The organism is Enemella evansiae, from assembly GCF_004362375.1.
GTDB classification, from domain to species: Bacteria; Actinomycetota; Actinomycetes; order Propionibacteriales; family Propionibacteriaceae; genus Enemella; species Enemella evansiae.
In genome coordinates this window covers 1187808-1210584 of the sequence record NZ_SNXA01000008.1, presented here as the reverse complement: position 1 = coordinate 1210584, position 22777 = coordinate 1187808, and the positions used below count along the sequence as shown (strand labels likewise).

Below are 22777 nucleotides of genomic sequence, written 5' to 3'. Positions count from 1 at the left end.
ATGGACCGGTCTGGTTCTGCGAGGATGGGCCGGTTCAACCGGGCGGCAGCGCCTGGCCCCCGAAGCGGGCCAGAGCGACGGTGATGTTGTCCTTGCCGCCCTGGGCGTTCGCCCAGTCCACCAGGGCCTCGGCCAACCGGGTCGGCTCGGCATTCGCCGGATCGGTGACCAGCGCCCGGGCGACCACGGTCTCCAGCTCCTCGGGCGTGGAGGCGTAGTTCCACAGCCCGTCGGAGCAGACCAGCAACCAGCCCTCACCCGGCACCGGCAGCACCCCGCCGGTGGGTCGCAGATCGGGGGCGTCGCGGCCCAGCCACTTGGTGATCGCATGCGCCTGCGGACCGTTCTCGGCCAGCTCCCGTTCCACCCCGGCCGCGATCCGCATCTGTGCGACCGAATCGTCGACGCTCAGCTGCCGGGACTCGCCCCGGTCGGCCAACCAGTAGATCCGCGAATCACCGAGGGAGCCGTGCACGATCTCCCCGTCGGCGACGACCGCCGCGGCGAAGGTGCAGGAGGCGGTGCTGCCACCCATCGCGTTCGGATCCACCGGTTGATCGGGATCGGCGGGTTTCGCTGCGGTCGCGACGATCACCGCCTCGTTGGCGGCGCGAACCGCCTCGGCCAGGGCCGCCAGCTGGGCCTGCTGCCGGGACTGCTCGGTACCGAGCCCGCTGGGCCGCTGCTGCAGCAGCAGATCCCGCGCCGTCCGGGCCGCGGCCAGCGAGGCGATATCGGAATCGGCCGAGCTGGACACCCCATCGCAGACCACCAGCACCGCCCGGCCGGGCTCCTGGTCATCGATGGCCAGCGCCATCGCGTCTTCATTGCGGGGATGCCGGATCCCGCGGTCGCAGACGCCACCGACCCACGGCGCCGGCGACTCGGACCAGTGTTCGCGCATCGTCGGCGCCTTCGCCCCGCACTGCTCGCAATAGCCATCGGCATCCACCGTCCCGCCACACTCCCGGCACACCGTCGGGCGCTCGGCCTCGGCCGGCTCGGCTGGCTCGGACGGCTCGGCCCGCCGGGCACCCGGCAGGTGCACCGAGCGGCTGTCGCGGGCCGGTTCCGCCACCGGCTCCGGGCTGGTCGCGGTGGGCACCTGCTCGGCCCCGCAGCCCTCGCAGTAGGCCTCCCACGGTTGGATCTGCGATCCGCAGAAGGGGCACGGGGTCGGGCCGGGGGCGGACTTGTCCAGGGTCATCGAATCCTCACTCACAGCCAGCTCCACCGGCGCATCCGGTTGGCCCGATCGATCAGCTCCACCCGACGCTCCGGGTGATGGCGGGCCAGCGACCGGTACGCCTGCTCCAGCCCTTCGCGCAGCGACTCCTCCTGGGCCGGGTACGCCCCCACGGTGACCTTCGGCTGCGGTCCGGACCGGCGGACCTCGGCGAGTGCCCGCTCCAGGATGTTCACGCTGAACTCGTCGGCGTCCCGGCCCTCCAACCGGACCCCCTCGATGGACCGCATCGCCTGATCCAGATCGCCCAGCCCGTCGCCCAGGGCGAGCAGGTGCCGGGCGCGCAACCGGCGCGACTCGGCGTACCCCCGGCTGGTCGCCGGCACCATATCCAGTGCCGCGACCGCCTGCTCCAGCTCACCCCGCCGGCCGCGGATCCGGGCCAGCCCGAATGCCGAGGGGGTCACATAGTTGGCGTCGGTGGAGACACAGGTGGCATAGAGCGCCTCGGCCACCTCCGGCTCATCGCCGTTCTCACAGGCCATCGCCAGCGCGAGCTTGGGCGCGAGCTCTCCCGGTACCTGGCCGTAGACGGCGTTGAACGCCTGCTGTGCCTCCGGCCAGTCCTTCGCCTGCAGGGCTGCCAGCCCGGTCATCCAGACCGCCCGCCACTCCCACGGATCGGCCTGCAACAGTTGCTGCGCCTCCGACCGCACCAACCGCAGATCGCCGACCTGCAGGGCCGCCTGGCAGCGGGCCAACCGGATCTCCGCGGATTCCTCGGGTGCCTGCTGCAGCACCAGCAGCCGCTCACCGGGGTCGTCGATGTCGACATTGCTCAGCCAGCTGTGCTGCGGATCGGTGGTGTCGGGGCGGAGGCGGGGCAGCTGGTGCCAGTCGAGCTGTTCGCCGAGGAAGGTCGGCGGTTCGAAGAGCACCGAGGCGGCCGAGGTGAGCGCGGTGCCCGGGGTCCGCCGGGCGACGGTCTCGCGGAGCACGCCGAGCAGCTGCACCCGCAGTTCGTCGGCGTGCGAGAAGCGATCCGCCGGGTCCTTGGCGCAGCACTTGGCCAGCAGCCGATAGAGCGAATCGTTCCGCTGGAACAGCGGGGTCTGCTCGACCGGTGGCAAGGTGAACTCATAGGTCGTCTGATAGCCCTTGAATTCCGCGCAGAGCACCATCAGCGTGCGGCCGATGGTGAAGATATCGGACTCCACCGAGACACCGGCCCGGGCCACCTCGGGCGCCTGATAACCGATCGTGCCATAGATCGCGGATTCGTCGTCATCGACCCGGCGTACCCCGCCCAGGTCGATCAGCTTGATCGCGTCGCCGACCTGAATGATGTTGTCTGGTTTGAAATCGCAGTAGACCAGGCCCATGTCATGCAGGTAGGCGAACGCGGGCAGGGCCTCGATCAGATAGGCCATCGCCTGATCCGGGGGCAGCGGATCATAGTCGCCGTTGTTCGCCACCATCCGGTCCTTCAGCAGCTCCTTCAGCGACCGGCCGCCGACATATTCCATCACGATATAGCCGGCACCCTCGTGGGTGACGAAGTTGTAGATCTCCACGATCAGCGGATGTTCCACCTGGGCAAGGAATTGCTGCTCCGCGATGGCCGCGGCCAGGGCGTCCGCGTCCCCGGAATTGAGCAGGCCCTTGAGCACCACCCAACGGTTGGACACGTTGCGGTCGCGGGCCAGATAGATCCAGCCCAGGCCACCATGGGCCAAGCAGCCGGCAACCTCGTATTGACCGGCGACCAGGTCACCGGGCTGCAGCTTGGGGTCGAAGGAGAACGGGTTGCGGCACTTCGCGCAGAAGCCGGTGGTGCGACCGGGTCGGCCGGCACGGGAGCGACCGACCGGGGTGCCGCAGCTGGGGCAGTTGCGGCGGTTCTCCGGGACCACCGGATCCTTCATGATCGCGGCCGCGGGGTCGACCGCGGGGGCGGGTGGTACCCGGGTCAGGCCCGCGCCGATCCGGTTGCCGCGCATGCGTTGGGATCCGGTGCCGGTACGCCGGGTGGCGCGCGACCCGCTGCTCGCCGCGCGCCGCGAGCCGAGCGCGGTGGAGCCGAGCCGGGAGGAGCCGCGGGTGACCGTGGACAGGGCCGCATCGTCACCGACCGGGGCCGGGGCGACATCGGGCGGGGAGCCGCAGATGTCGCAGTAGCCGTCGCGGATCTCCCCGCCGCAGCCGGGCATCCGGCACCGGCCGGTGGCGCGGGCCGCCGGCGGCGCGCCCTTCACCGGGTTGAGCCGGCTGCTCGGCGGCGGTGAGGCCATGGTGGCCTCCTGGGCGCTGGCGGAGGCGGCCGAGGCGGGGGTCGGACTGCGCGGCGGGGCGGCGGCCCGGCCGCTGCCGGCCGGTGCCGGGACGCTCGGCGGCATCCCGCAGACATCGCAGTAGCCGTCGCTGATCGTGCCGGTGCAACCCGGCTGGGCGCATTTCACCGGGTCGCTCCTTCGCGGTCACGCGAGATCAACCACTGCACGCCCATCTCGTAGGCCTCGACGAGTTCGGTGGCGAGCGGGATGGGGGAGGGCCGGCGCTGCAGCACGTCGCTGGTGATCGCATCGATGGCGACCAGATCGCTGTCACCGGCGAAACCGGCCGCGGCCGCCTTCGCTCGCTCGGATTCCATGCGCTGCAACAGTTTCTCGCGTTCACCCAGGGCCCGGGAATAGGAGTCCTGGACCACCTGCATCGCCCGGCTCACCTGGTCCAGCCGTTGCAGGTAGGCCTCGATCTTCTCGGCGGTGTTCGGCAGTTCACCGAGTGCGGCGACGTCCGGGACGGCATACTTCGGCGCCGGTGCGACCTGCCGGACGCACTGGTCGACGAGCCGGGTGAGGGCGACCTCCCGCGATTCCAGATCGGCCCGCAGTTCGCGGGCGCGATCCACCAGCCCACGGGCGCGGCGGCGTTCCACGCCACCGACGATCAGGTCGCGTTCGAAGCGGGCGGCCTCGATCTCGGCGGGTCCGATCATGCCGCCGACATCACCACCCCGGCTGTGTTTCTCGGTCAGCTCACGGACCCGGGTGTCGAGGTCGGCGAGCTGGGCCTCGGGCGCGGCACGCAGCGCGGCCGGCTCGAGCTGCACCTGGTCGCGGATCCGCTCCAGCTGGGCGCGCAGATCCCGCAGCCGGGAGGTCAGCTCATCGGCCGCCGGGTCGAGCGCGAGCCGGGTCCGCAGCTGGGCCGCCATCGCATCGGAGAGCCGGCAGGCCTCCGGCAGTGACACCGCCAGCCCGCTCTGGGTGCTGCCGGGGGCGTGCGGCTGCCCATCGCCGGCATCCGCGCGGGCCAGCAGCGAGGGGTCGAGGGTGGCGTCCAACCGTCCCCAGACCAGGGCGGAGATCCGCTCCCGTTCGGTGGCACCGACTCGGCCGGAATCCCAGGTGGCCAGCAGCAGATCGAGCCGGTCCTTGACCGCCTTCCACAGCGCCATCGACAGCATCATGTCGCGGGTCAGCTGCGCCCGTTGCGGGGAGCGGACCACGGCGGCGTCGAGCAGGTCGAGCTCGCGGCGCCGGGCGGCGACCCAGGTGTCGAGTTCGCCGAGATAGCGGTGGATGACCTCCGCCGGCAGCGGTACGCCGATCCGCCCGGGGGCGAGCGGGGCGACCGCTGCCCGGGCCCGTTCGGTGGTGATCACGCGGCCCTCCCGTACTGCGGCTGCGGCGGCCGGCCGTCACCGGCGTAGGGGCGGACCCACCGGTCGTAGCTGCGCTGCCACTCACCGCTGCTCACCCGCTGGGCGAGCACCGCGTTCACGAATCGGATCATGTCCCTATTCTGCTTCGGCGCCAGAACGGCGAACGAGATCGGGATCCACGGCTCCGGGCCGACCTCGGCGTACGGGTCCTGGGCGGCCAGACCCCGGGCGATGGGCCGCGGTGCGACCAAGGAGTCGGCCTCACCGCGCTGGAACTTCATCAAGCAGTCGCTCCAGGTCCGGCCGGTGACCCTGGGCCGGCTCGGCGCCTGACTCCCGATCCAGGCGTCGATGGCCGTGCCGGCCGGTGTGCAGACGCTCCTGCGCTCGGCAGCATCGGCACTGGGCGAGACCCCGGGGCGCTCGATGGCGGCATGATCGGTGCTGAGATAGGGCGCCGACACCGCGGCCCCGTTCCAGGCGGCGCAGTCCATCGCGACCTGGTCGATGACCAGATCGATCTCGCCGCCGTCGATCTGGGCGAGCGCATCGGCGGGAGTGACCACCCGCAGGTCCAGCTTGGCGCCCGGGCCGAGAATCGCCTCGGCGATGCCGCGGGCCAGATCGATCTCGAACCCGGTGATGTCGCCGGTGCGGGCGTCCCGGGAGGCCATCGTCAGGGTGTCGGAGGAGACGCCGACGATCAGCCGGCCACGGTCGGCGACCCGGCCCATCGACGAGTTGCTGGGGACCTGTCCGGCCGGTGGGAGTTCGCTCGGGTCGAAGCTCCGGCCGGGATTCGAGCACTCCTGGGTCAGGCCACCACCCCTCTGAGTGGGGGTTGGCCGATACGGCACGTCGGTGGGCCGGTACCCGGCGGAGCAGCCGGCCAGCAGCACCGCCAGTGCCACCAGCACCGGGGCCAGTGCGCGAGGACGTGGGAAGCGGGACATCAGGCGTACTCCTTCAACCGGGTGCGTACGCCCCAGACGGCGCCGGCGATGGCCGCGAGCGCGGCCAGCATGCTGAGCACGGCGGCGGCGATCAGGCCGCCCCGCTGGTTGCGCAGACTGGTCGCGGCCCGGACCCCGGAATCGGTCATCACCTTGGTGATCTCGGTGTCGAAGCGGCCGAAGGTCATGTTCGAGCCGTTCGGCTCGCTGTTGGTCGCCAGGTCCCGGGCGTCGTCCCAACGGCCGGCGGCATCGGCGGCCCGGATCCGCAGATGGACGAACGAGTGCTGGTCCCACAACCCGGTCAGGCGTTCGCGTTCGATCGCGTCGGGGACCCGGCGCAGTGCATAGCGGGTCTCCCAGGAGGCATCCGCCCAGGACTGCTCCAGTCGACCACCGCCGGAGCGGGCGATCAGGGTGAGGTTCTCATAGACCTTGGCGTCGGAGGCCTGGGCCCGCGCGGTGGCGGCGGCCTGCGCGGTGGCCAGCGATTCACTGTTCACGGTGTGCATCGTGGTGGCGTTGTTGATCAGTGTCATCGAAGCGGTCATCAACCCGGCCAGCACCAGCACCGTCGCCGCGACCAGTCCGGGGTTGAACAGCCGGCGGAAGCGGCTCGCGATCACCACCATGGTCAGCACCAGGAAGCCGAGCGCGAGCAGCCCGCTGACCACGATCCAGCCCTGCGGGGCGTCTTCGGTCTGGTCGGCGACCCGCACGGAATTGCTGTTCACCAAGGAATCCAGGATCGGCAGGATGCCGGTGCGCAGTTCGGTACCGGCTTCGGTCAGGTACGCCTGGCCGACCGGGAAACCCTGCCGGTTGTTGTCGCGAGCCTGCTCCATGGTGCGTGCATAGCTGCCCATCCCGGCATTCACCCGGACCAGCGCGGTGCGGTCGGCCGGTTGCGCCTCGGCCGCTTCGACGACCAGTTGTTCGGCATTCTCCAGGGCCTGCTGGTACGCCTGCTGCTGGGACGCCTGCTCCTGGCCGCCGAGCAGGAAGGAGTTGGACAGGGTCGCGTCGGCGCGCAGCATCTCCGCCCGGATCGTCTGCACCCGCAGCAACTGATCGGTGTTGCGGACCGCCTCGGCCATCCGGTTCTGGGCGCTCAGCAGCACCGTGCCGGCGGCGACCCCGAACAGCGTCGTGAACAGGATCACGCAGGCCAGCAGCAATCGCAGCAGCTTCGGGGTCGGCAGTGCGGCGACCTTCGCCAGCGGACCGGGCAACCGCGTCGGTGCACCACCGACCTGCAGGGCGACGTCGGGTTTCCGCGCCTGGTCGGGTGGTCGTTGCTGGACTGCTGGTGCCTGCTGGGGTGCGGGAGCTGCGGTCACGACCTCGCCCCGGATTCCTTGCTGGGTTCGGATTCCGGCTCATCGCCGAAGTCGACGGTGCCGGGATCCCCGGCCTCGGAAACCTCCTCGGGCGCGGTCAGCGGCTGCCCGGGGGCCGGCTGCAGACCGGCCAGATCGGGCAGCTCGTCCTCCTCGTCGTCCAGCTCGCCGAGGTCGTCGGGCAGCAGCTGGCGCAACTCATCCAGCGACGGTTCGTCCACCTCGCGCAACCGCCAGGCGTGCGCACCGACCGCCGCCTCCAGGCAGTTCCGGGCGTACCGGCCGTTGCCGAAGGTCGAGTCGCGGACCTGTTCGGCGAGCAGACCGCGGAACCGGTCGACGGTTTCGGTGGGGGCGTCGTAGTCGGCGTTCTCGACCATCCCGGTGAAGATCTCGACCAGTTCCTCATCGGTGTAGTCGTCGAAGGAGATGGTGGTCCGGAAGCGGGAGGTGAGGCCCGGGTTCTCGGCGATGAAGACCTGCATCGGCAGCGGATATCCGGCCACGATCACCACCAGATCGTCGCGGTTGTCCTCCATCTCCTTGACCAGGGTGTTGATCGCCTCGGTGCCGTACTGGTCGCCGGAGAGCGAATAGGCCTCATCGATGAACAGCACCCCGCCGATCGCCGAGTCGACGACCTCGGCGGTCTTGATCGCGGTCTGGCCGAGGTAACCGGCGACCAGCTCCGAACGGTCCACCTCGACCAGCTGGCCCTTGCTGAGCAGCCCGAGCGCCCGGTAGATGCCGGCCACCAGCCGGGCCACGGTCGTCTTGCCGGTCCCGGGATTGCCGACGAAGACCAGATGCCGGGTCACCGTCGGACTGGTCAACCCCTCTTTCGCGCGCAGCCCTTCGACGCGCAGCACTGCGGCCTGCTTGTGGATCTCGTCCTTGACCCGGGCCAGACCGGTCAGTGCGTCGAGCTCGGCGAGCAGCTCCTCCAGCGTCCTGGGCTCCGGTTCCGGTTCGGTGTCCTCGGTGGCCTCGGTAGCGGGTGCCGGTTGGGTCGGTGCGGGCTCGGTGGGCGCGGGCTCGGTCGGGGCCGGTTGTGCCGGTGCCTGGCCGCCCGGCAGCCCGCCGAAGGCACCCGGGCCGAGCGGCTGGGTCGGGTCAAGGTCGAGGCTGGAGCCGAGCGGGGAGGTGGCGCGGCCCGGGAAGTCCTGCTGCTGGCGGCGGACGCTGCTCTGCAGCTGGTCCAGCACAGTGCGCAGCACCTGCGGCGCCTGCCGGGCGAACTCCTGGGCCCGGTTCGGCGGCTCGCTCGCCACCGGTGCGGCGGGTTCACCGGGCTGCGGCGGGTTGGCCGGGGTCGGGTTCGGCGTCGGGTGGTGGCCGGGCAGCGCCGCCAGCTGGGCGGCGGCGACGGCCTGGGCGTTGCCGGCGACCCGCTGGTTGGGTTCGCCCAGGTTGCAGGCGCTGGTGGCGACCTCGGCCAACACCCGGGCGTACGCCGGGGCCTGCTTCGGCCGGGACTGGATCAGCTCGTGCAGCAGCGCGGTGGGCGCGCCGCGCCAGCGGCGACCCCGCTGGGCCATCCCCATGAACCGTTCCGCGCTGGGTGGTTCGCCGACCTGGTCGGCCCAGTCGATGAAGGCCTGCCGCCCGGCCTCGGAGACGGTCGCGGCGAGCGCCATCCCCTCCTCGCGCGCGGCGGCGGGATCGAGCCCGGCGGCGTCGGCGACGACCTCCAGCCGATCGAGGGCGTCGGCAAGACTTCCGGTTGTCTCGGACATCGGTGACTCCTCGGCGCTCAGGGCAGGTCGAGCGGATTGGCGGGCTGCTGGGGGGAGGACTGCATCGGCGGGGATTGCCGTGCTGGCTGGGATTGCGGAGCTTGGGTCGGCTGGGGCGGTTGCTGCTGGGCGGCATTCAGATCGAGTTCGCCGCCGGTCGACTCGCCGCCGAAGCGGGCGGTCAGGAAGCGGCCGTGCGCGACCAGGGCCTCGGCGTCGGAACGGGCCACCGCGTCGAAGATCTTGTCCATCGTCGCGCCCAGCAGGTCGAGCTGGTCGATCAGCAGCATCAGGCTGGTCTTGCCGGCCTCGATCGGCCGCGAGTCCGCCCAGTCCCTGGGCAGCCGCAGGTACGCCCCCAGAGCCTCCGGCAGATAGTCGGTGGCGGTGGCCATCACCGCGTAACTGTCCGAGGAACCCAGCCCCACGCTGCGCATCCGCGGCAGCGTCTCGCGCACACCGGTGGAGACTCGGCGTACCCGCGCCAGCACCACCGGATTCAACTGGGCCCGGGCGGCGAGCTCCTCGGTACGGTCCAGGGCGTTGAGGATGTCGTGCTCGGTCGGCACCTTCGGCGCGGTCGTCGCACCCTCGGGCTCGAGCTTCTCGTTGACCCCGCGTACCCAGTCCAGGAAACCCATCGGCTACCGGCCCTGACCGGGCGTACCGCCCTCGAAGTCCATCGAACCCGACGCCAGCCGCTGGTCGGCCTGCGAGACCCGGTCCAGATAGGCCTTGGACTTGTCCACCTCGTGCTCCAGCACACCGATGGTCTGCGCCATCGAATCCAGCGCCTGCAGCTTGAACTGGTCGATCGAATCCATGGTGGCGTAGATGTTGGCGAAGGCGTTCTGCAGCTGCGGCAGCCCGACGCTGGCCTCGGCGGCCTGCTTCTGGATGTCGGCGGAGTTCTGCTTCAAGGCCAGCGAGGTCTGCTCGATGATGTTGCTGGTGGTGGTGTTCAGCGCGGTGATCTGGTCGAGCACCAGTCGCTGGTTGGTGAGCGCCTGGGAGACGATCACCGCGGTCCGCAGCGCCGACATCGTCGTCGTCGCGGCCCGGTCGACACCCTTGATCAGCTCGAGGTTGTTCTTGATGATGATGTCGATCGCCAGATAGCTCTGGATCGAGACCGCGAGCTGGGTGAGCAGATCCTGATGCTTCTGGCGGACATAGAACAGCACGTCCTGGCTGAGCGCCTGCGCCTTGTCCGGATCGGCCATCTCCAGTTCGGCGATCTGCGCCGACAGTTTCGCATCCAGCCGCTCGGCGATGTAGATGTACTGGTTCAGCCGGCCCATGGTCGCCCACAGGTTCTGCTTCTCCATGTTCAGCGCGACATTGTCCTTGGTCAGCTCGTCCTTGCCGTTCTGCAACGAATGCAACAGGCCGTTGAGATGGGACTGAGCCGACTGGTATTTGCGGAAGTAGTCGACGATCTTGTCGCCCATCGGGATCATGCCGAGGAACTTGCGCACCCCGGTGGCCTGGGCGGCATCGAGATCCTCGACGGTACGCCGGAGCTCCAGCAGGGTCTTGCCGATCGACGAGCCCTGGGAGATGCCGCCCTCCTTGAGCGCCTTGACCGGTGCGTTCAGCAACCGGTTCGAGGTCTCGGCGGCCTTGCGGACATCGGCATCACCCATGTTGCGGACCGCGGTGGCCTGCGCCTCCATCTCCGGCGACTTGGCCTGGGCGGAGGTCAGTGCGCCCATGAACGCGTCCACCTTCTGATCCAGCACCGGGACCTGCTCGGCCTTCACCGGCGGCGCCATCTTCGGCGCCTGGGTCGCGGTCACCGGCGCGGGCGCCGGCGGGGCCTCCAGGGTGAGCACGGCCTCCGCACCCGCGGGCGGGGTGAGCGGGGCGGGCTGGGCCGCCTGGGCGGTGCTCGGATCCGGTTGCATGCTGCTCATCGTGTCCCCTCGGTGGACGGGTGTTGCGGACAATCTACCGGGGTCGGGTGTTGCTTCGGGGCCCGATTCGAAGGCAGCTGGAACCGGTTGGGGGAGCGATCAGTGCTCGGCGCCGTTGTGCTTGGGGAAGGCCCGGATACCGCGCCAGGCGAGGGAGGAGATCAGGTCGACCGCGCGCTTCACGTCCAGGTCGTCGCTGGCCTCCGCCGCCCAGTGCCGGGCGCTGACCTGGGCCATCCCGACCAGCGACATGCCGAGCAGTTCGGCCTGCTCGTCCGGCAGTCCGGTGTCACCGGCGATCACCGCGCCGATCTCGCGGGCGATGTCCTGGTGCGCCCGCCAGAGCCGTTCCTGCACCTGGGCGTCCCCGGTCAGGTCGGACTCGAAGACGAACCGGAACGAGCGGCCCGAGTCGGAGACGAAGTCATAGAAGGCGCCGATCGTGCGATAGACCCGGTCGCGGTTCTCCTCGGTGGACTGCAGGGCCTCGGTGACGCGCTCCACGAGCTGGTCGCAGGCCCGGTCGACCAGGGCCAGATAGAGATCCAGCTTGGAGGCGAAATGCTGGTACAGCACGGGTTTGGAGACGCCCGCGGCCTCGGCGATGTCGTCCATCGCGGCGCTGTGATAGCCCTTGGCGGCGAACACCGCACCGGCCACGTCGAGCAGCTGCAGGCGCCGTTGTTCCCGGGGCAGGCGTTGTCTGGCGCCAGTGCCCGGTCGGGTTCCGCTGCTGTCGTGCATTCCGACATGCTACCGGCGCGTCACCCTCGCGGAGGTCTCGTCCGGCCCGCGTCGCGGTTCATTTCTCGGGCTCACTTCACCGGCGGGAGTGGCGGTGGGTCCACCGGATCCAGCAGTTCGGCGAACAGGTCGCCGTGTTCGTCGACCCGGTCCAGCACCTCGCTGGGGGTGAAGCGCAGATCCTCGACCTCGCGCACGGCGGCGACCTCGTCCCACTCCAGCGGGGTGGAGACACCGGCCCAGGCGCGGCCGCGCAGCGAGTAGGGGGCGACGGTGTTGCGGGCGGCCAGATTCTGGTTGTGGTCCAGGTAGACCCGGCCGGTGCGTTGGGCGACGGTGATGGTGCCGACGAAGTAGTCGGGTTCGGTCCGGGCCAGCAGCGCGCCGAGCGACTGGGCGTACGCCGTGACCGCGCGGGCGGGAGCCGGTTCGATCGCGGCGTACACCTGGAGCCCCTTGGAGCCGGTGGTCTTGACCAGCGGCAGCAGCCCGTCGGTGGCGAGCAGCCCGCCGACGAGCTGGGCGGCGTGCGCGAGCCGGTCGGCGGTCAACCCCTCGCCCGGGTCGAGGTCGATCACCACGGTGTCGCTGAGCGGCTCGCTGGGGGAGTCACCGGTGCCGCGGACGGTGATCGGCCGCTCGGCGGCGGAGTCGCCGTGCCACTGCGGCACGTGCAGTTCCAGGGCGGCCAGATTGGCCAGATAGACCAAGGTGGCCCGCTCGCCGGCGACCACGTAGTCGACGATCCCGTCCCCGGTGGAGACCGGCATCGTGGTCACCCAGTCGGGGCACCCGTTCGGCTTGTTCTTCTCATAGAAGGTGATCGACCCCGCGGCGACCCCGTCGGGGAAACGCACCCGGGTCAACGCCTTGTCCGCCAGATGCGGCAGCATCGTCGGCGCGATCCGCAGGTAGTAGTCGATCACCTCACCCTTGGTGAGCCCGATCTCGGGATAGAGCACCTTCTCCAGATTGGACAGCACCAACCGCCGGCCGTCGACCTCGGTGGTCACCTCGCTGCGTTCGCTGCGTGCAGGCATACCGGCGATGCTATCGGCGAGCCCACCCGCACGATCAGTCCTGGGCAGGCCGCCAGCTCAGCACCAGGTCGATCAACCCGGGGAACCGCTCGTTCAGCTCGGCCAGCCGGACCCGGCTGCGGCGTTCCAGACCGTACTGCCGCTGGGTGATCACCCCCGCCTCGCGGAGCGCTTTGAAGTGATGGGTGAGGGTGGACTTGGGTCGGTCGAAGCCGAACCAGCCGCAGGTCTGATCGAACCCCTCGGAGCTGTGCAGCAGTCGCTGCACGATCGTCAGCCGCAGCGGGTCGGCCAGCACACCCAGCACTCGTTCCAACCGGATGTCCGCCACCGCCGGTTCCGGCAACCGATCGGGCAGGCCGTCGGGCTCGGTGTCGCTGCGATAGGTGGGGGCCAGCGTGCTCATGGCGCCAGCGTACCCAAAGTACGAACAGACTCGAACTTGTGGATCAGTTCGACTATGTTCGTACTGCTACGAGTCGGATCGAACAGGAGGTCAGTGATGCGAACCGTGGAACGACACGGCCTGGGATGGTCGATCGCGGCGGCGATCGCCGTCACGTCGGTGTTCGTGCTCTCCAACGCACCGACACCGCTCTATGTGGCCTGGCAGCGCGAATGGGGGTTCTCCTCCGGCACCCTGACGGTCGTCTTCGCGTGCTACATGGCCGGGCTGGTCGGCACCCTGACCGTGGCGGGGCGACTCGCGGACCGGTACGGACGCCGGGTCGTGCTGCTGCCCGCGCTGGCCGCCGCGATCGTCTCGGCACTGCTGTTCCTCTTCGCCCAGAACGTGGTCTGGTTGCTGGTGGCTCGCCTGCTGGCCGGGATCTCGGTGGGCGGGTCGGTGACCGCGGGAATGGCCGCCGTGGTCGACCTCGCGCCGGCGGCGCGACGCCGGATCGGTGGGCTGTTCGCCTCGGTGTCGATGGTGCTGGGCGCCGGGCTCGGGCCGCTGCTGTCCGGCTCCATCGCGCGCCAGACCGGTACGCCGCAACCATGGGTCTTCGGCCTGGTGACCGCGCTGACGGTCATCGCCTTCGGCATCGGGGTACGCCTGCCGCTCGGCCGGCCGGAGGGTCCGGTGGCCACCGGTGGCCGGTTGTGGCGCTGGCCGCGGCCGCCGCGGGATCGGCGTCGGGAACTGGTCTGGGGTGCGGTCACCTTCGGCCCCGGGATCACCGCCACCTCCTTCGTGCTGTCGCTCGGACCCTCGGTGCTGGCGGGGCCCGTCGGCGTCCGGGACCCGTTCATCGCCGGACTGATCGCCTGCGCGATGTTCCTGGTCGCCACCGGCATCCAGTTCGCCGTCGGCGGATGGTCCACCCGGACCCAGCTCGGGGTGAGCTCGATCGCGGCCGTCGCCGCGATGGTGCTGCTCGGTCTCGCGGTGACGGGGGCCGGGCGGTGGCCGATGTTCCTCGCCGCCGCGCTGCTTTCCGGTGCCGCCCAGGGGCTGGGGCAGCTCGCCGGGTTGACGCCGATCGCCACCCGGATCGCCCCGGATCGGCGGGCGGAATCCAATGCGGCGTTGAACATCTCGGGCTACCTGCCCGCGGGTGCGCTGCCGGTCGCCACCGGTTATCTGGCCGATGCGGTCGGGCTGCCCGTCGCGGTGCTCGCCTTCGCGGCCGTGCTCGGGGTCTTCGCCGTCATCGCCCTGCCACTGGTCCGGATCAGCACCGGCCGCCACGTGGGTGCTGCCGAGGAGTCCGCCACGGCGCGCGTACGCTGAACGGGTGCAGACAGACCCCTTGGTGGAACCGGCGGAATCCCTGACCGCGGAGGAAATGCGGCGATATGCCCGGCACCTGACGCTGCCCGAGGTCGGGGTGGGTGGACAGCGCCGGCTGAAGAACGCCCGGGTCCTGGTGATCGGCGCCGGTGGGCTCGGCTCGCCGACCCTGCTCTATCTCGCCGCCGCCGGGGTGGGCACGATCGGGGTGGTCGACTTCGACGTGGTGGAGGAATCCAACCTGCAGCGGCAGGTGCTGCACGGCGTCGCCGATCTCGGGCGGCCCAAGGTCGACTCCGCCGCCGATGCGGTCGCTCGGCTCAACCCGCTGGTCCGCCTGATCAAGCACCCGGTGCGGATCGACACCGACAACGCCCTCGAGCTCATCGGCGGGTACGACCTGGTCATCGACGGCACCGACAACTTCGCCACCCGCTACCTGGTCAACGACGCCTGCGCCCTGCTCGGCAAGCCCTACGTCTGGGCCTCGATCCTGCGGTTCGACGGCCAGATCAGCGTCTTCTGGGCCGGCCACGGACCCTGCTACCGCTGCATCTTCCCCGATCCGCCGCCGCCGGGTGCGGTGCCCAGCTGCGCCGAGGGTGGCGTACTCGGCCTGCTCTGCGGAGCGATCGGCTCGGCCCAGGCGGCCGAGGCGGTGAAACTGCTGCTCGGTGCGGGCGACCCGCTGCTCGGCCGATTGCAGGTGCACGACGCGCTGCGGGCCAGCTGGCAGCAACTCCCGGTGTCCGCCGATCCGGACTGCCCGCTGTGCGGTGCGAATCCGCGGATCACCACCCTGCTTGAGGATTACCAGGATTTCTGCGGCATCGGCCGCGGTACGCCGGAGGCCGGCGAAGGCGACGAGGAAGGCGATGGCATGGCGGAAGAGATCTCGGTGGAGGAACTGCGTGATCGGCTCGCCGCCCGCGAGCGCGGTGAGGACCACTTCGTGCTGGTCGACGTCCGGGAACCGGTGGAGCGGGAGATCAGCGTGATCCCCGAATCGGTGCTGATCCCCAAGGGTGCCTTCGAGGAGGACGCAGTCGATCTGGCCCGGCTCGCCGAGGCCGCCGACGGGGGAGAGGTGCTGCTCTACTGCCGCTCCGGTGCCCGCTCGGGTCAGGTGCAGCAAATCCTGCTGAGCAAGGAGATCCCGGCCCTCAACGTGACCGGTGGCGTACTCGCCTGGTCGGATCGGATCGACCCGAGCCAGCCGAAATACTGACCACGCGGGCCGACCCGGGCCCGGACATGCAAGGAGGCGGCACCCCGCAAGGTGCCGCCTCCGTGGCTGTCGACTCTGATCAGATCAGAGCGGACGAACCTTGTCCGCCTGGGGGCCCTTCGGTCCCTGGGTGGTCTCGAACTCAACCCGCTGGCCCTCATCGAGGGTGCGGAAGCCTGTGGTCTCGATCGCGCTGTAGTGCACGAAGACGTCGTCATTCGGGCCACCGCCGTCGACGGCGATGAATCCGTAGCCCTTTTCGGCGTTGAACCACTTGACGGTTCCCTGTGCCATTCTCTCTACCTTCTCCTTGAAACGTGGAGCCGCGCCATGCGACCCCGCAACTGCTGGGGCTCACCCGACGAAGCCCTGGACCCGGAAGAAAACCCGCGACACAAGTACTTCTGCAGTGGGACAAGCCTTGCACACCCTGTACCCCGCTAGCACCGTACTCACCCATCTTTGTCTACTTATCTAGGTATTATTGGGGTTTGCTCCCATCCGGAGGGTGGCATATCCCCTAGTCAGATAGTGATTCGCTGGATGAGGAGACTCTCCTTCTGCGTTGTGATGCTGGACACATCGGCCAGTCGCCGGGGCACGGCAGGGGCACTGTCGGCGGGGTCTGCTTGCATGGGAGTCGGCAGCGGACGAGGCGGCGGATCGAGGAGGCAGACGGGGATGGTGCGAGTCGGGCTGCGGCGAGCCGAGACCGTGGTGACGGTGCCGGCACTGGATGCCGATCAGCAGCGGGTCGTCGACCATGACCGGGGCCCCTTGCTGGTCCTCGCCGGACCCGGCACGGGCAAGACCACCACCCTCGTCGAGGCCGTCGTTGCGCGGTTGCGCACGAATGGGACGGGGTCGGAGTCCGGGCGTACGCCGCTGGTGCTGACCTTCTCGCGGCGGGCCGCCGCCGACCTGCGGGAGCGGATCACCGCCCGCCTCGGCCGCTCCACCGCGACCCCGTTGGCGATGACCTTCCACTCCTTCTGCTACGCCCTGCTGCGCCGCTTCGGCGCCGGTGATCACGAACCCGGGGTGGCGGAGGCGTCGGCCGGGCTGCGGCTGCTCACCGCCCCCGAGCAGGAGTTCCGGGTCCGCGAGACCCTCGCCGGGCTGGCCGAGCGGGACCCGGGGCTGACCGACTGGCCGCCGGGCATGCGGGCGGCGTATCCGACCCGCGCGTTCGCCGCCGAGGCCCGGCAGGTCATCGCCCGGGCCCGGCAGCTCGGCCTCGACCCCGAGGATCTCGAACACGCCGCCGAGCTGGCCGACCGGCCGGAGTGGGCCGGGGTGGGCCGGTTCATGGAGGAATACCTCGAGGTGCTCGATTTCGAGGGCGTGCTCGACTACTCCGAGCTGGTGCACCGCTGCCGGATCCTGCTCACCGACCCCGAGGTGCTCGCCACCCTGCGTGCTGAGATCGACGGCATCTACGTCGACGAATACCAGGACACCGATCCCTCCCAGGTCGCCCTGCTCAGCGAGCTGGCCGGTCCCGGCGGCACCGTCGTCGCGGTCGGTGACCCGGACCAGTCCATCTACGGCTTCCGCGGTGCCGAGGCGCGCGGCATCCTCGACTTCCCCGACCGGTTCCGCACCGCCGACGGCGATCCCGCGCCGGTGCTGGCACTCGGCACCACCCGCCGCTACGGCAGCCGGATCGCCGATGCCACCGGTCACCTGGCCGACCGGCTGCCGCTGGCCCGCAGCCTGCCCGCGGAGGTCCGCGAGCGGTTCCGCCACCCGGCCACCGACCCCGCCGGCCCCGCCGGCCGGGTCGAGATCTACGGCTTCGAATCCACCGGCGCCCAGGCCGAACACGTCGCGGATCTGCTGCGCCAGGCCCATCTGCGCGACGGCCTCGACTGGTCCGAGATGGGGGTGCTGGTGCGCAGCGGGCGCCGCGACCTGCCGCCGTTGGTGCGAGCCCTGTCCGCCGCCGGTGTGCCGGTCGAGGTGGCCGGTGACGAGATCGCGCTCTCCGCCGAGCTCGCCGTCCGGCCGCTGCTGCTGGCCCTGCAGGTCGCGCTGCGCGTCGACGGGCCCGATGTCGACGAGACCGCGCGGCTGCTGGTCTCCCCGCTCGGTGGCCTGGACAGCCTGGGAGTGCGCCGACTCGGGCGGCGGTTGCGTGCCGCGGAGCGGGAGGAGCTCGGCGGCGCGCTGCCCGAGTCGTCGGCCGAGCTGTCTCGGCTGGCGCTGATCGATCCCGGCCGGTTGGCCGATGCGGAACGGTCCGGCGGCCCGTCCCGCGAGCTGGAGCAGGCCCGCAGGCTGGCGGTGCTGCTCGCCGAGGCCCGGGCCCGGATCGAGTCCGGCGGCACCGCCGAGGAGGTGCTCTGGCTGCTCTGGTCCGGCACCGACTGGCCGGCCCGGTTGCGCGCCGATGCCTTCGGTGGTGGGGATTCCGCCCGCCGCGCCGACCGTGACCTGGACGCGGTCTGCGCCCTGTTCGACATCGCGGTCCGCTCCGAGGAACTGGTCGGTGCCCGCGGGGTCGAGTCCTTCCTGGCCGAGGTGGAGGCCCAGCAGATCCCGGCCGACACCCAGCGCGAGGGCGATCTGCGCGGCCGCGGCGTACGCCTGCTCACCGCGCACCGGGCCAAGGGTCTGCAGTGGCGGCTGGTGGTGGTCGCCGGGGTGCAGGAGGGTGGCTGGCCCGATCTGCGGGTCCGGGGTTCGCTGCTGGAGGCCGATCGGCTGGGCCGGCAGGGACCCGGTGGCGGCGCCGGGCTCACCGAGGGCCTCTCGCTCGGTGCCCGGTTGGCCGAGGAGCGCCGATTGTTCTACGTCGCCTGCACCCGGGCCCGGGAACGGTTGGTGGTGACCGCGGTCGAGGGCACCGAGGGGGAGGGTGACCAACCGTCCCGATTCCTCAGCGAACTGCGTACGCCGCAGCAGCAGATCACCGGCCGGCCGCGCCGGCCGCTCACCCTGGCGGCTCTGGTCGGTGAGTTGCGCCGGATCTCGGTCGACCCCGACCAGTCACCGGTGCTGCGCGATGCCGCGGCGGTGCGGTTGGCCCGGTTGGCCGACGCGGTCGACGACGAGGGCCGGCCGCTGGCCCCGGCCGCGGATCCGGCCAACTGGTGGGGAATGCGTGCGGTGAGCCGGGCCGGTGACCCGGTCGTGGCGCCGGGGGATCCGGTGCGGTTGTCCGGGTCGAGCCTCGGTTCGCTGCTTGCCTGCCCCCGGCAGTGGTTCCTGTCCCGGCGCGCCCAGGGCGAGTCCGGGCGGCGCACCGCCGCGAGCACGGGTGAGGTGATGCACGTGCTGGTCGACCACGCCGCCCGCGAGGACATCCCGCCCGACGAGCTGGTCGGTCACCTCGACGAGATCTGGGAACAGCTTGACTTCGCCGCGCGCTACCGCTCCGCGGTCGAACGGGTGGAGGCCGAGGCGATGGTGGAACGCCATGCCGCCTGGCTGACCGCCAACGCCCACCGCGAGGTGCTCGGCACCGAGGTGCCGTTCAAGCTGCCGGTCGAGGTGGACGGCGAACGGGTGCTGCTGACCGGCACCGTCGACCGGCTGGAACGCCTCGGTGACGGCCGACTGCACGTGGTGGATTTCAAGACCGGCAAGACCGCGCCGGAGAAGTCGGAGCTGCCCGGACACGAACAGCTCGGGGTCTATCAGCTCGCCGCCCAGCAGGGCGCCTTCGACGAACTGGCCCCCGGTGAACGCCGGGTCGGCGGCGCCGAGCTGGTCTATCTGCGGCTCCAGGATTCCGGTGACCAGCCCTATCCCATGGTGTTCAATCAGGCGTCGTTGGACGATCAGCCCCAGCTGCCCGGCGAGGAGGGCACCCGGCAGACCTGGGTGCACGACAAGATCGCGCAGGCGGCGGCGATCGTGCGCGAAGAGCGGTTCGACGCACGCGTACAGAAATCCTGCAGGTATTGCGCTTTCGCCGATTCCTGCCCGGCCAAGTCGGCGGAGGTGGTCCAGTGATCTCCGCGGTCACCCCGTTGCGGCTCAGGCATCGGCTGAGTTCCCCCGAGGAACTGTCCGAGGCGCTCGGCATCCCGTTCTCCGACCAGCAGCTGACGGCGATCACCGCGCCGCTGGAACCGGGCGTGATCATCGCCGGCGCCGGGTCCGGCAAGACCACGGTGATGGCCGCCCGGGTCGTCTGGTTGGTCGGCTCCGGTGCGGTACGCCCCGATCAGGTGCTCGGGCTGACCTTCACCCGCAAGGCCGCCGCCGAGCTGTCCGCGCGGGTCCGGGCGGCCCTGCTGCGGGCCGGGGTCCTCGATCTGGACGGCATCGACGAGGCCGGTGAGCAGGTGGTGATGACCTACGACGCCTACGCCGCCCGCCTGGTCGCCGAACACGGCCTGCGGATCGGGGTCGACTCCGAACAGACGATGATCACCGGCGCCACCCGGTTCCGACTGGCGTCGCGGGTGGTTGCCGCCGCCGCCGGGCCGTTCGAGGCGATCTCCCGGTTGCAACCCCAGTTCGTCGCCGACCGGGTGCTCAAGCTCGACGCGGAACTGCAGGCCCACCTGGTCGGTCGCGCCGAGCTGGATCGGCACGCCCGCCGGTATCGGACCGACTGGGACCAGGCCCCGCTGGCACGGGGCGGCCGCCGCTACAAGGACGTCGAGCGGGCGGAGGCGGTGCTCGCGGAACGGCTCGAACTGGCCAGCCTGGTCGGTGACTACCAGGGGCTCAAGCGGCGGCTCGGGGTGGTCGAGTTCGCCGACCAGATGGCCACCGCCGCGCACCTGGTGCGTGCCGCCCCCGAGGTCGCCGAGCTGGTCCGCGACCAGTTCAAGGTGGTGCTGCTGGATGAATACCAGGACACCTCGGCCGCCCAGGCGATGGTGCTGCAGGGGCTGTTCTCCGGGCCCGACGCCGACCACGGCCGCGGGCACCCGGTGACCGCGGTCGGGGATCCGTTCCAGGCGATCTACGGCTGGCGGGGCGCCGCGGCGAACAACATTCTCAACTTCAGCAACGAATTCCCGCGCGCCGACGGTGGCCCGGCCCCCGACTTCACGCTGACCGTCAACCGGCGATCCGGGCAGACGATCCTCGATGTCGCCAACGTGCTGGCCGCGCCGCTGCGCAGCGACCCGCTGCTCGCTGACGGGCCGGTCGATCTCACCGACACGCGGCTGGTCGCACCGGCCAGCTCCGGGCCGGGTGAGGTGCGGGCCGCGACCTTCGAGACCTGGCCCGAGGAGGTCGCCTGGATCGGTGAGCAGGTGGCCGCCGCGCACCAGACCGGTGCGGTGGACCAGTGGTCGGAGATCGCCATCCTGACCCGGCGCAATGGCGACATCGGCCCGCTCTATACCGAGCTGACCTCCCGCGACATCCCGGTCGAGATCGTCGGGCTCGGTGGCCTGCTCGGACTGCCCGAGGTGCGCGATGTGGTCGCCACCTTGCGGGTGCTCGACGATGTCACCGCGAACCCCGCGCTGATCCGCCTGTTGAGCGGGCCGCGCTGGTCGATCGGACCGCGAGATCTGGCCCTGCTCGGCAGCCGGGCCCGCGAGCTCGCCGGGGACCGGGAGGACAGCGACGACGGCGAGGAGAGCATCACCGCCGACCTGCAGGACGCGGTCGCCGATGTCGACCCGACCAGTGTGATCAGCCTGCTCGACGCCCTGGAGAATCCCGGCGAGGGGCCCTATTCGGAGGCGGCGCGGGAGCGGTTCGCCGCCTTCGCCGCGGAGTTGGCCGGGTTGCGGGCGCATGCCGACGAACCGGTGCTGGACCTGACCCGGCGGGTGATCGGCACCCTCGGCCTGGAGGTCGAACTGGTCTCCACACCCCAGTTCGCGGTGACCGAGCGGCGCAACCAGCTGGCGGTGTTCACCGACGCGGTCGCCGACTACGTCGATGTCGACGGCGATGCGTCGCTGTCGGGGTTGCTGGCCTATCTCCTCGCCGAGGAACAACAGGGCAACGGGCTGGATCAGGCCACCCCCTCCGAGGCCGACTCGATCAAGCTGTTGACGGTGCACAAGGCCAAAGGGCTCGAGTGGCGGCAGGTCTATCTGCCCGCCCTGGTCGAAGGGGTGTTCCCCTCGACCCAGGTGTTCGACAACTGGGTCAAGAACGCCGCGGCGCTGCCGGCCGATCTGCGCGGGGACCGGGAGTGGATCCCCCAGCTGGAGGAGGTCAGCAACGACGGGCTGAAGGCGTTCTCGGAGTCGCTGAAGAAGCAGCAACTGCATTCGGAGGACCGGCTCGGTTATGTGGCGGTGACCCGCGCCAAGCAGGTGCTGGTCGGCACCGGGCATGTCTGGCGACCGGAGAATTCCAAACCACGCAAGCGATCCGGCTATCTGCAGGCGATCATCGACGAGGCGACCCGGCAGGACCGGGTGCTCGCCGAGGCACCGCCGCTGGCACCGGATGCGACCAACCCGCTGGACCGCTCGGCCGAGCCGACACCGTGGCCGCGGCCGCTGGATGAGGACGCCCAGGGTCGGCGCCGGGATGCCGCCCGGGCCGTCCAGGCCGCCCGCGCCCGGTTCGCCGAGACCGGTGAGCACGAGCCGGTGGACACCGCACCTGCCCTGCTCGATGAGGCCGAGACGATCGCCGGCTGGGACGCCGATGCCGACCAGCTGCTCGCGGAGGCGCGGGCCGCGCGCCGCGGCCGCCGCGAGGTCACCCTGCCGAGCGCGGTCTCGGCGACCAACCTGCTCACCGCCGTCGACGACCCGGAGGCGTACGCCGAGGCGCTGTTGCGGCCGATGCCCCGGCCGCCGTCGCGCAGTGCCCGGTTCGGGACCCGCTTCCATGCCTGGATCGAGCAGCACTATGCGCTGCGGGGTGCACCGACGCCGCTGGTCGATCCCGACGAGCTGCCCGACCGGGCCGACACCGGCGCCGCCGACGAGCTGGCGCTGCGGGAGTTGTGCGCGCGGTTCGCCGGCGGCCGGTTCGGTGAGCGGGTGCCCTACGCCCTGGAGGCGCCGTTCACGCTGCTGCTGGACGGCTTGCTGATCCGCGGCCGGATCGACGCCGTCTATCGCAGCGAGGATCCACGCCACGACTGGCAGATCGTGGACTGGAAGACCGGCCGGGCCGAGGCGACCGATCCGGGCCAGCTGGCGCTCTACCGCCGGGCCTGGGCGGAGCTGCACCAAATCCCGGTGGAGCGGGTCGACGCGGTCTTCTATTTCGTCCGCACCGACCAGCTGGTCCGCCCCGATGAGCTCCCCGACGTATCGGCCATGCTCGACGCGCTAGCGTGAGCG

At 70.9% G+C, this 22777-nt stretch carries 16 protein-coding genes; 4 read left to right on the top strand and 12 right to left on the bottom strand.

Annotated elements, in window-relative coordinates:
• Nucleotides 1–34: 34 nt before the first annotated feature.
• The 11 genes from C8D81_RS06335 to C8D81_RS06285 all read right to left on the bottom strand — a co-directional run bounded on the left by C8D81_RS06335 (nt 35) and on the right by C8D81_RS06285 (nt 12988).
• Nucleotides 35–1222, bottom strand: a complete 1188-nt coding sequence (locus C8D81_RS06335) for a PP2C family protein-serine/threonine phosphatase (RefSeq protein WP_229237927.1) — start codon at nt 1220–1222, stop codon at nt 35–37.
• The gene (locus C8D81_RS06330; protein ID WP_229237926.1) at nt 1219–3645 is read right to left on the bottom strand and encodes a serine/threonine-protein kinase; all 2427 of its coding nucleotides are present in this window, start codon (nt 3643–3645) and stop codon (nt 1219–1221) included. The genes C8D81_RS06335 and C8D81_RS06330 overlap by 4 nt, the downstream gene beginning before the upstream one ends.
• Nucleotides 3642–4853, bottom strand: a complete 1212-nt coding sequence (locus C8D81_RS06325; RefSeq protein ID WP_133625707.1) for a hypothetical protein — start codon at nt 4851–4853, stop codon at nt 3642–3644. The genes C8D81_RS06330 and C8D81_RS06325 overlap by 4 nt, the downstream gene beginning before the upstream one ends.
• Nucleotides 4850–5806: a transporter substrate-binding domain-containing protein gene (locus C8D81_RS06320; protein WP_094400808.1), complete on the bottom strand. Its 957-nt coding sequence runs from the start codon at nt 5804–5806 to the stop codon at nt 4850–4852. The genes C8D81_RS06325 and C8D81_RS06320 overlap by 4 nt, the downstream gene beginning before the upstream one ends.
• Complete coding sequence (locus tag C8D81_RS06315) at nt 5806–7146, bottom strand: hypothetical protein (RefSeq protein WP_133625706.1); 1341 nt, start codon at nt 7144–7146, stop codon at nt 5806–5808. Before C8D81_RS06315 ends, C8D81_RS06320 begins: the two co-directional genes overlap by 1 nt.
• Complete coding sequence (locus C8D81_RS06310; protein ID WP_229237925.1) at nt 7143–8882, bottom strand: AAA family ATPase; 1740 nt, start codon at nt 8880–8882, stop codon at nt 7143–7145. The genes C8D81_RS06315 and C8D81_RS06310 overlap by 4 nt, the downstream gene beginning before the upstream one ends.
• Before the next feature lie 17 nt (nt 8883–8899).
• The gene (locus C8D81_RS06305) at nt 8900–9523 is read right to left on the bottom strand and encodes a hypothetical protein (protein WP_179256160.1); all 624 of its coding nucleotides are present in this window, start codon (nt 9521–9523) and stop codon (nt 8900–8902) included.
• Nucleotides 9524–9526: 3 nt separating this feature from the next.
• Entirely contained in the window at nt 9527–10798 is a 1272-nt protein-coding gene (locus C8D81_RS06300; RefSeq protein WP_229237924.1) for a toxic anion resistance protein, read from the bottom strand.
• 99 nt (nt 10799–10897) lie between these two features.
• A complete protein-coding gene (locus C8D81_RS06295) occupies nt 10898–11542 on the bottom strand; it encodes a TetR/AcrR family transcriptional regulator (RefSeq protein WP_094355462.1) in 645 nt (214 codons plus the stop codon).
• A gap of 71 nt (nt 11543–11613) precedes the next feature.
• A complete protein-coding gene (ligD, locus tag C8D81_RS06290; RefSeq protein ID WP_133625705.1) occupies nt 11614–12582 on the bottom strand; it encodes a non-homologous end-joining DNA ligase in 969 nt (322 codons plus the stop codon).
• Between the two features lie 34 nt (nt 12583–12616).
• A complete protein-coding gene (locus C8D81_RS06285) occupies nt 12617–12988 on the bottom strand; it encodes an ArsR/SmtB family transcription factor (RefSeq protein WP_094400815.1) in 372 nt (123 codons plus the stop codon).
• 96 nt (nt 12989–13084) lie between these two features.
• Here C8D81_RS06285 and C8D81_RS06280 point away from each other — a divergent pair, with 96 nt between their 5' ends.
• Both C8D81_RS06280 and moeB read left to right on the top strand, forming a co-directional pair.
• Nucleotides 13085–14317: an MFS transporter gene (locus C8D81_RS06280; protein WP_133625704.1), complete on the top strand. Its 1233-nt coding sequence runs from the start codon at nt 13085–13087 to the stop codon at nt 14315–14317.
• A gap of 4 nt (nt 14318–14321) precedes the next feature.
• Nucleotides 14322–15545, top strand: a complete 1224-nt coding sequence (gene moeB / locus C8D81_RS06275; RefSeq protein ID WP_094431916.1) for a molybdopterin-synthase adenylyltransferase MoeB — start codon at nt 14322–14324, stop codon at nt 15543–15545.
• Between the two features lie 84 nt (nt 15546–15629).
• On the opposite strand, the gene C8D81_RS06270 is transcribed toward moeB, so the two are convergent.
• The gene (locus tag C8D81_RS06270; RefSeq protein WP_094355457.1) at nt 15630–15839 is read right to left on the bottom strand and encodes a cold-shock protein; all 210 of its coding nucleotides are present in this window, start codon (nt 15837–15839) and stop codon (nt 15630–15632) included.
• A gap of 387 nt (nt 15840–16226) precedes the next feature.
• Between C8D81_RS06270 and C8D81_RS06265 the strand changes: the two genes are divergently transcribed.
• Both C8D81_RS06265 and C8D81_RS06260 read left to right on the top strand, forming a co-directional pair.
• On the top strand, nt 16227–19505 hold the full coding sequence (locus C8D81_RS06265) for an ATP-dependent helicase (protein ID WP_133625703.1): 3279 nt from the start codon (nt 16227–16229) through the stop codon (nt 19503–19505).
• The gene (locus tag C8D81_RS06260; RefSeq protein WP_229119620.1) at nt 19502–22774 is read left to right on the top strand and encodes an ATP-dependent DNA helicase; all 3273 of its coding nucleotides are present in this window, start codon (nt 19502–19504) and stop codon (nt 22772–22774) included. The genes C8D81_RS06265 and C8D81_RS06260 overlap by 4 nt, the downstream gene beginning before the upstream one ends.
• Nucleotides 22775–22777: the final 3 nt, after the last annotated feature.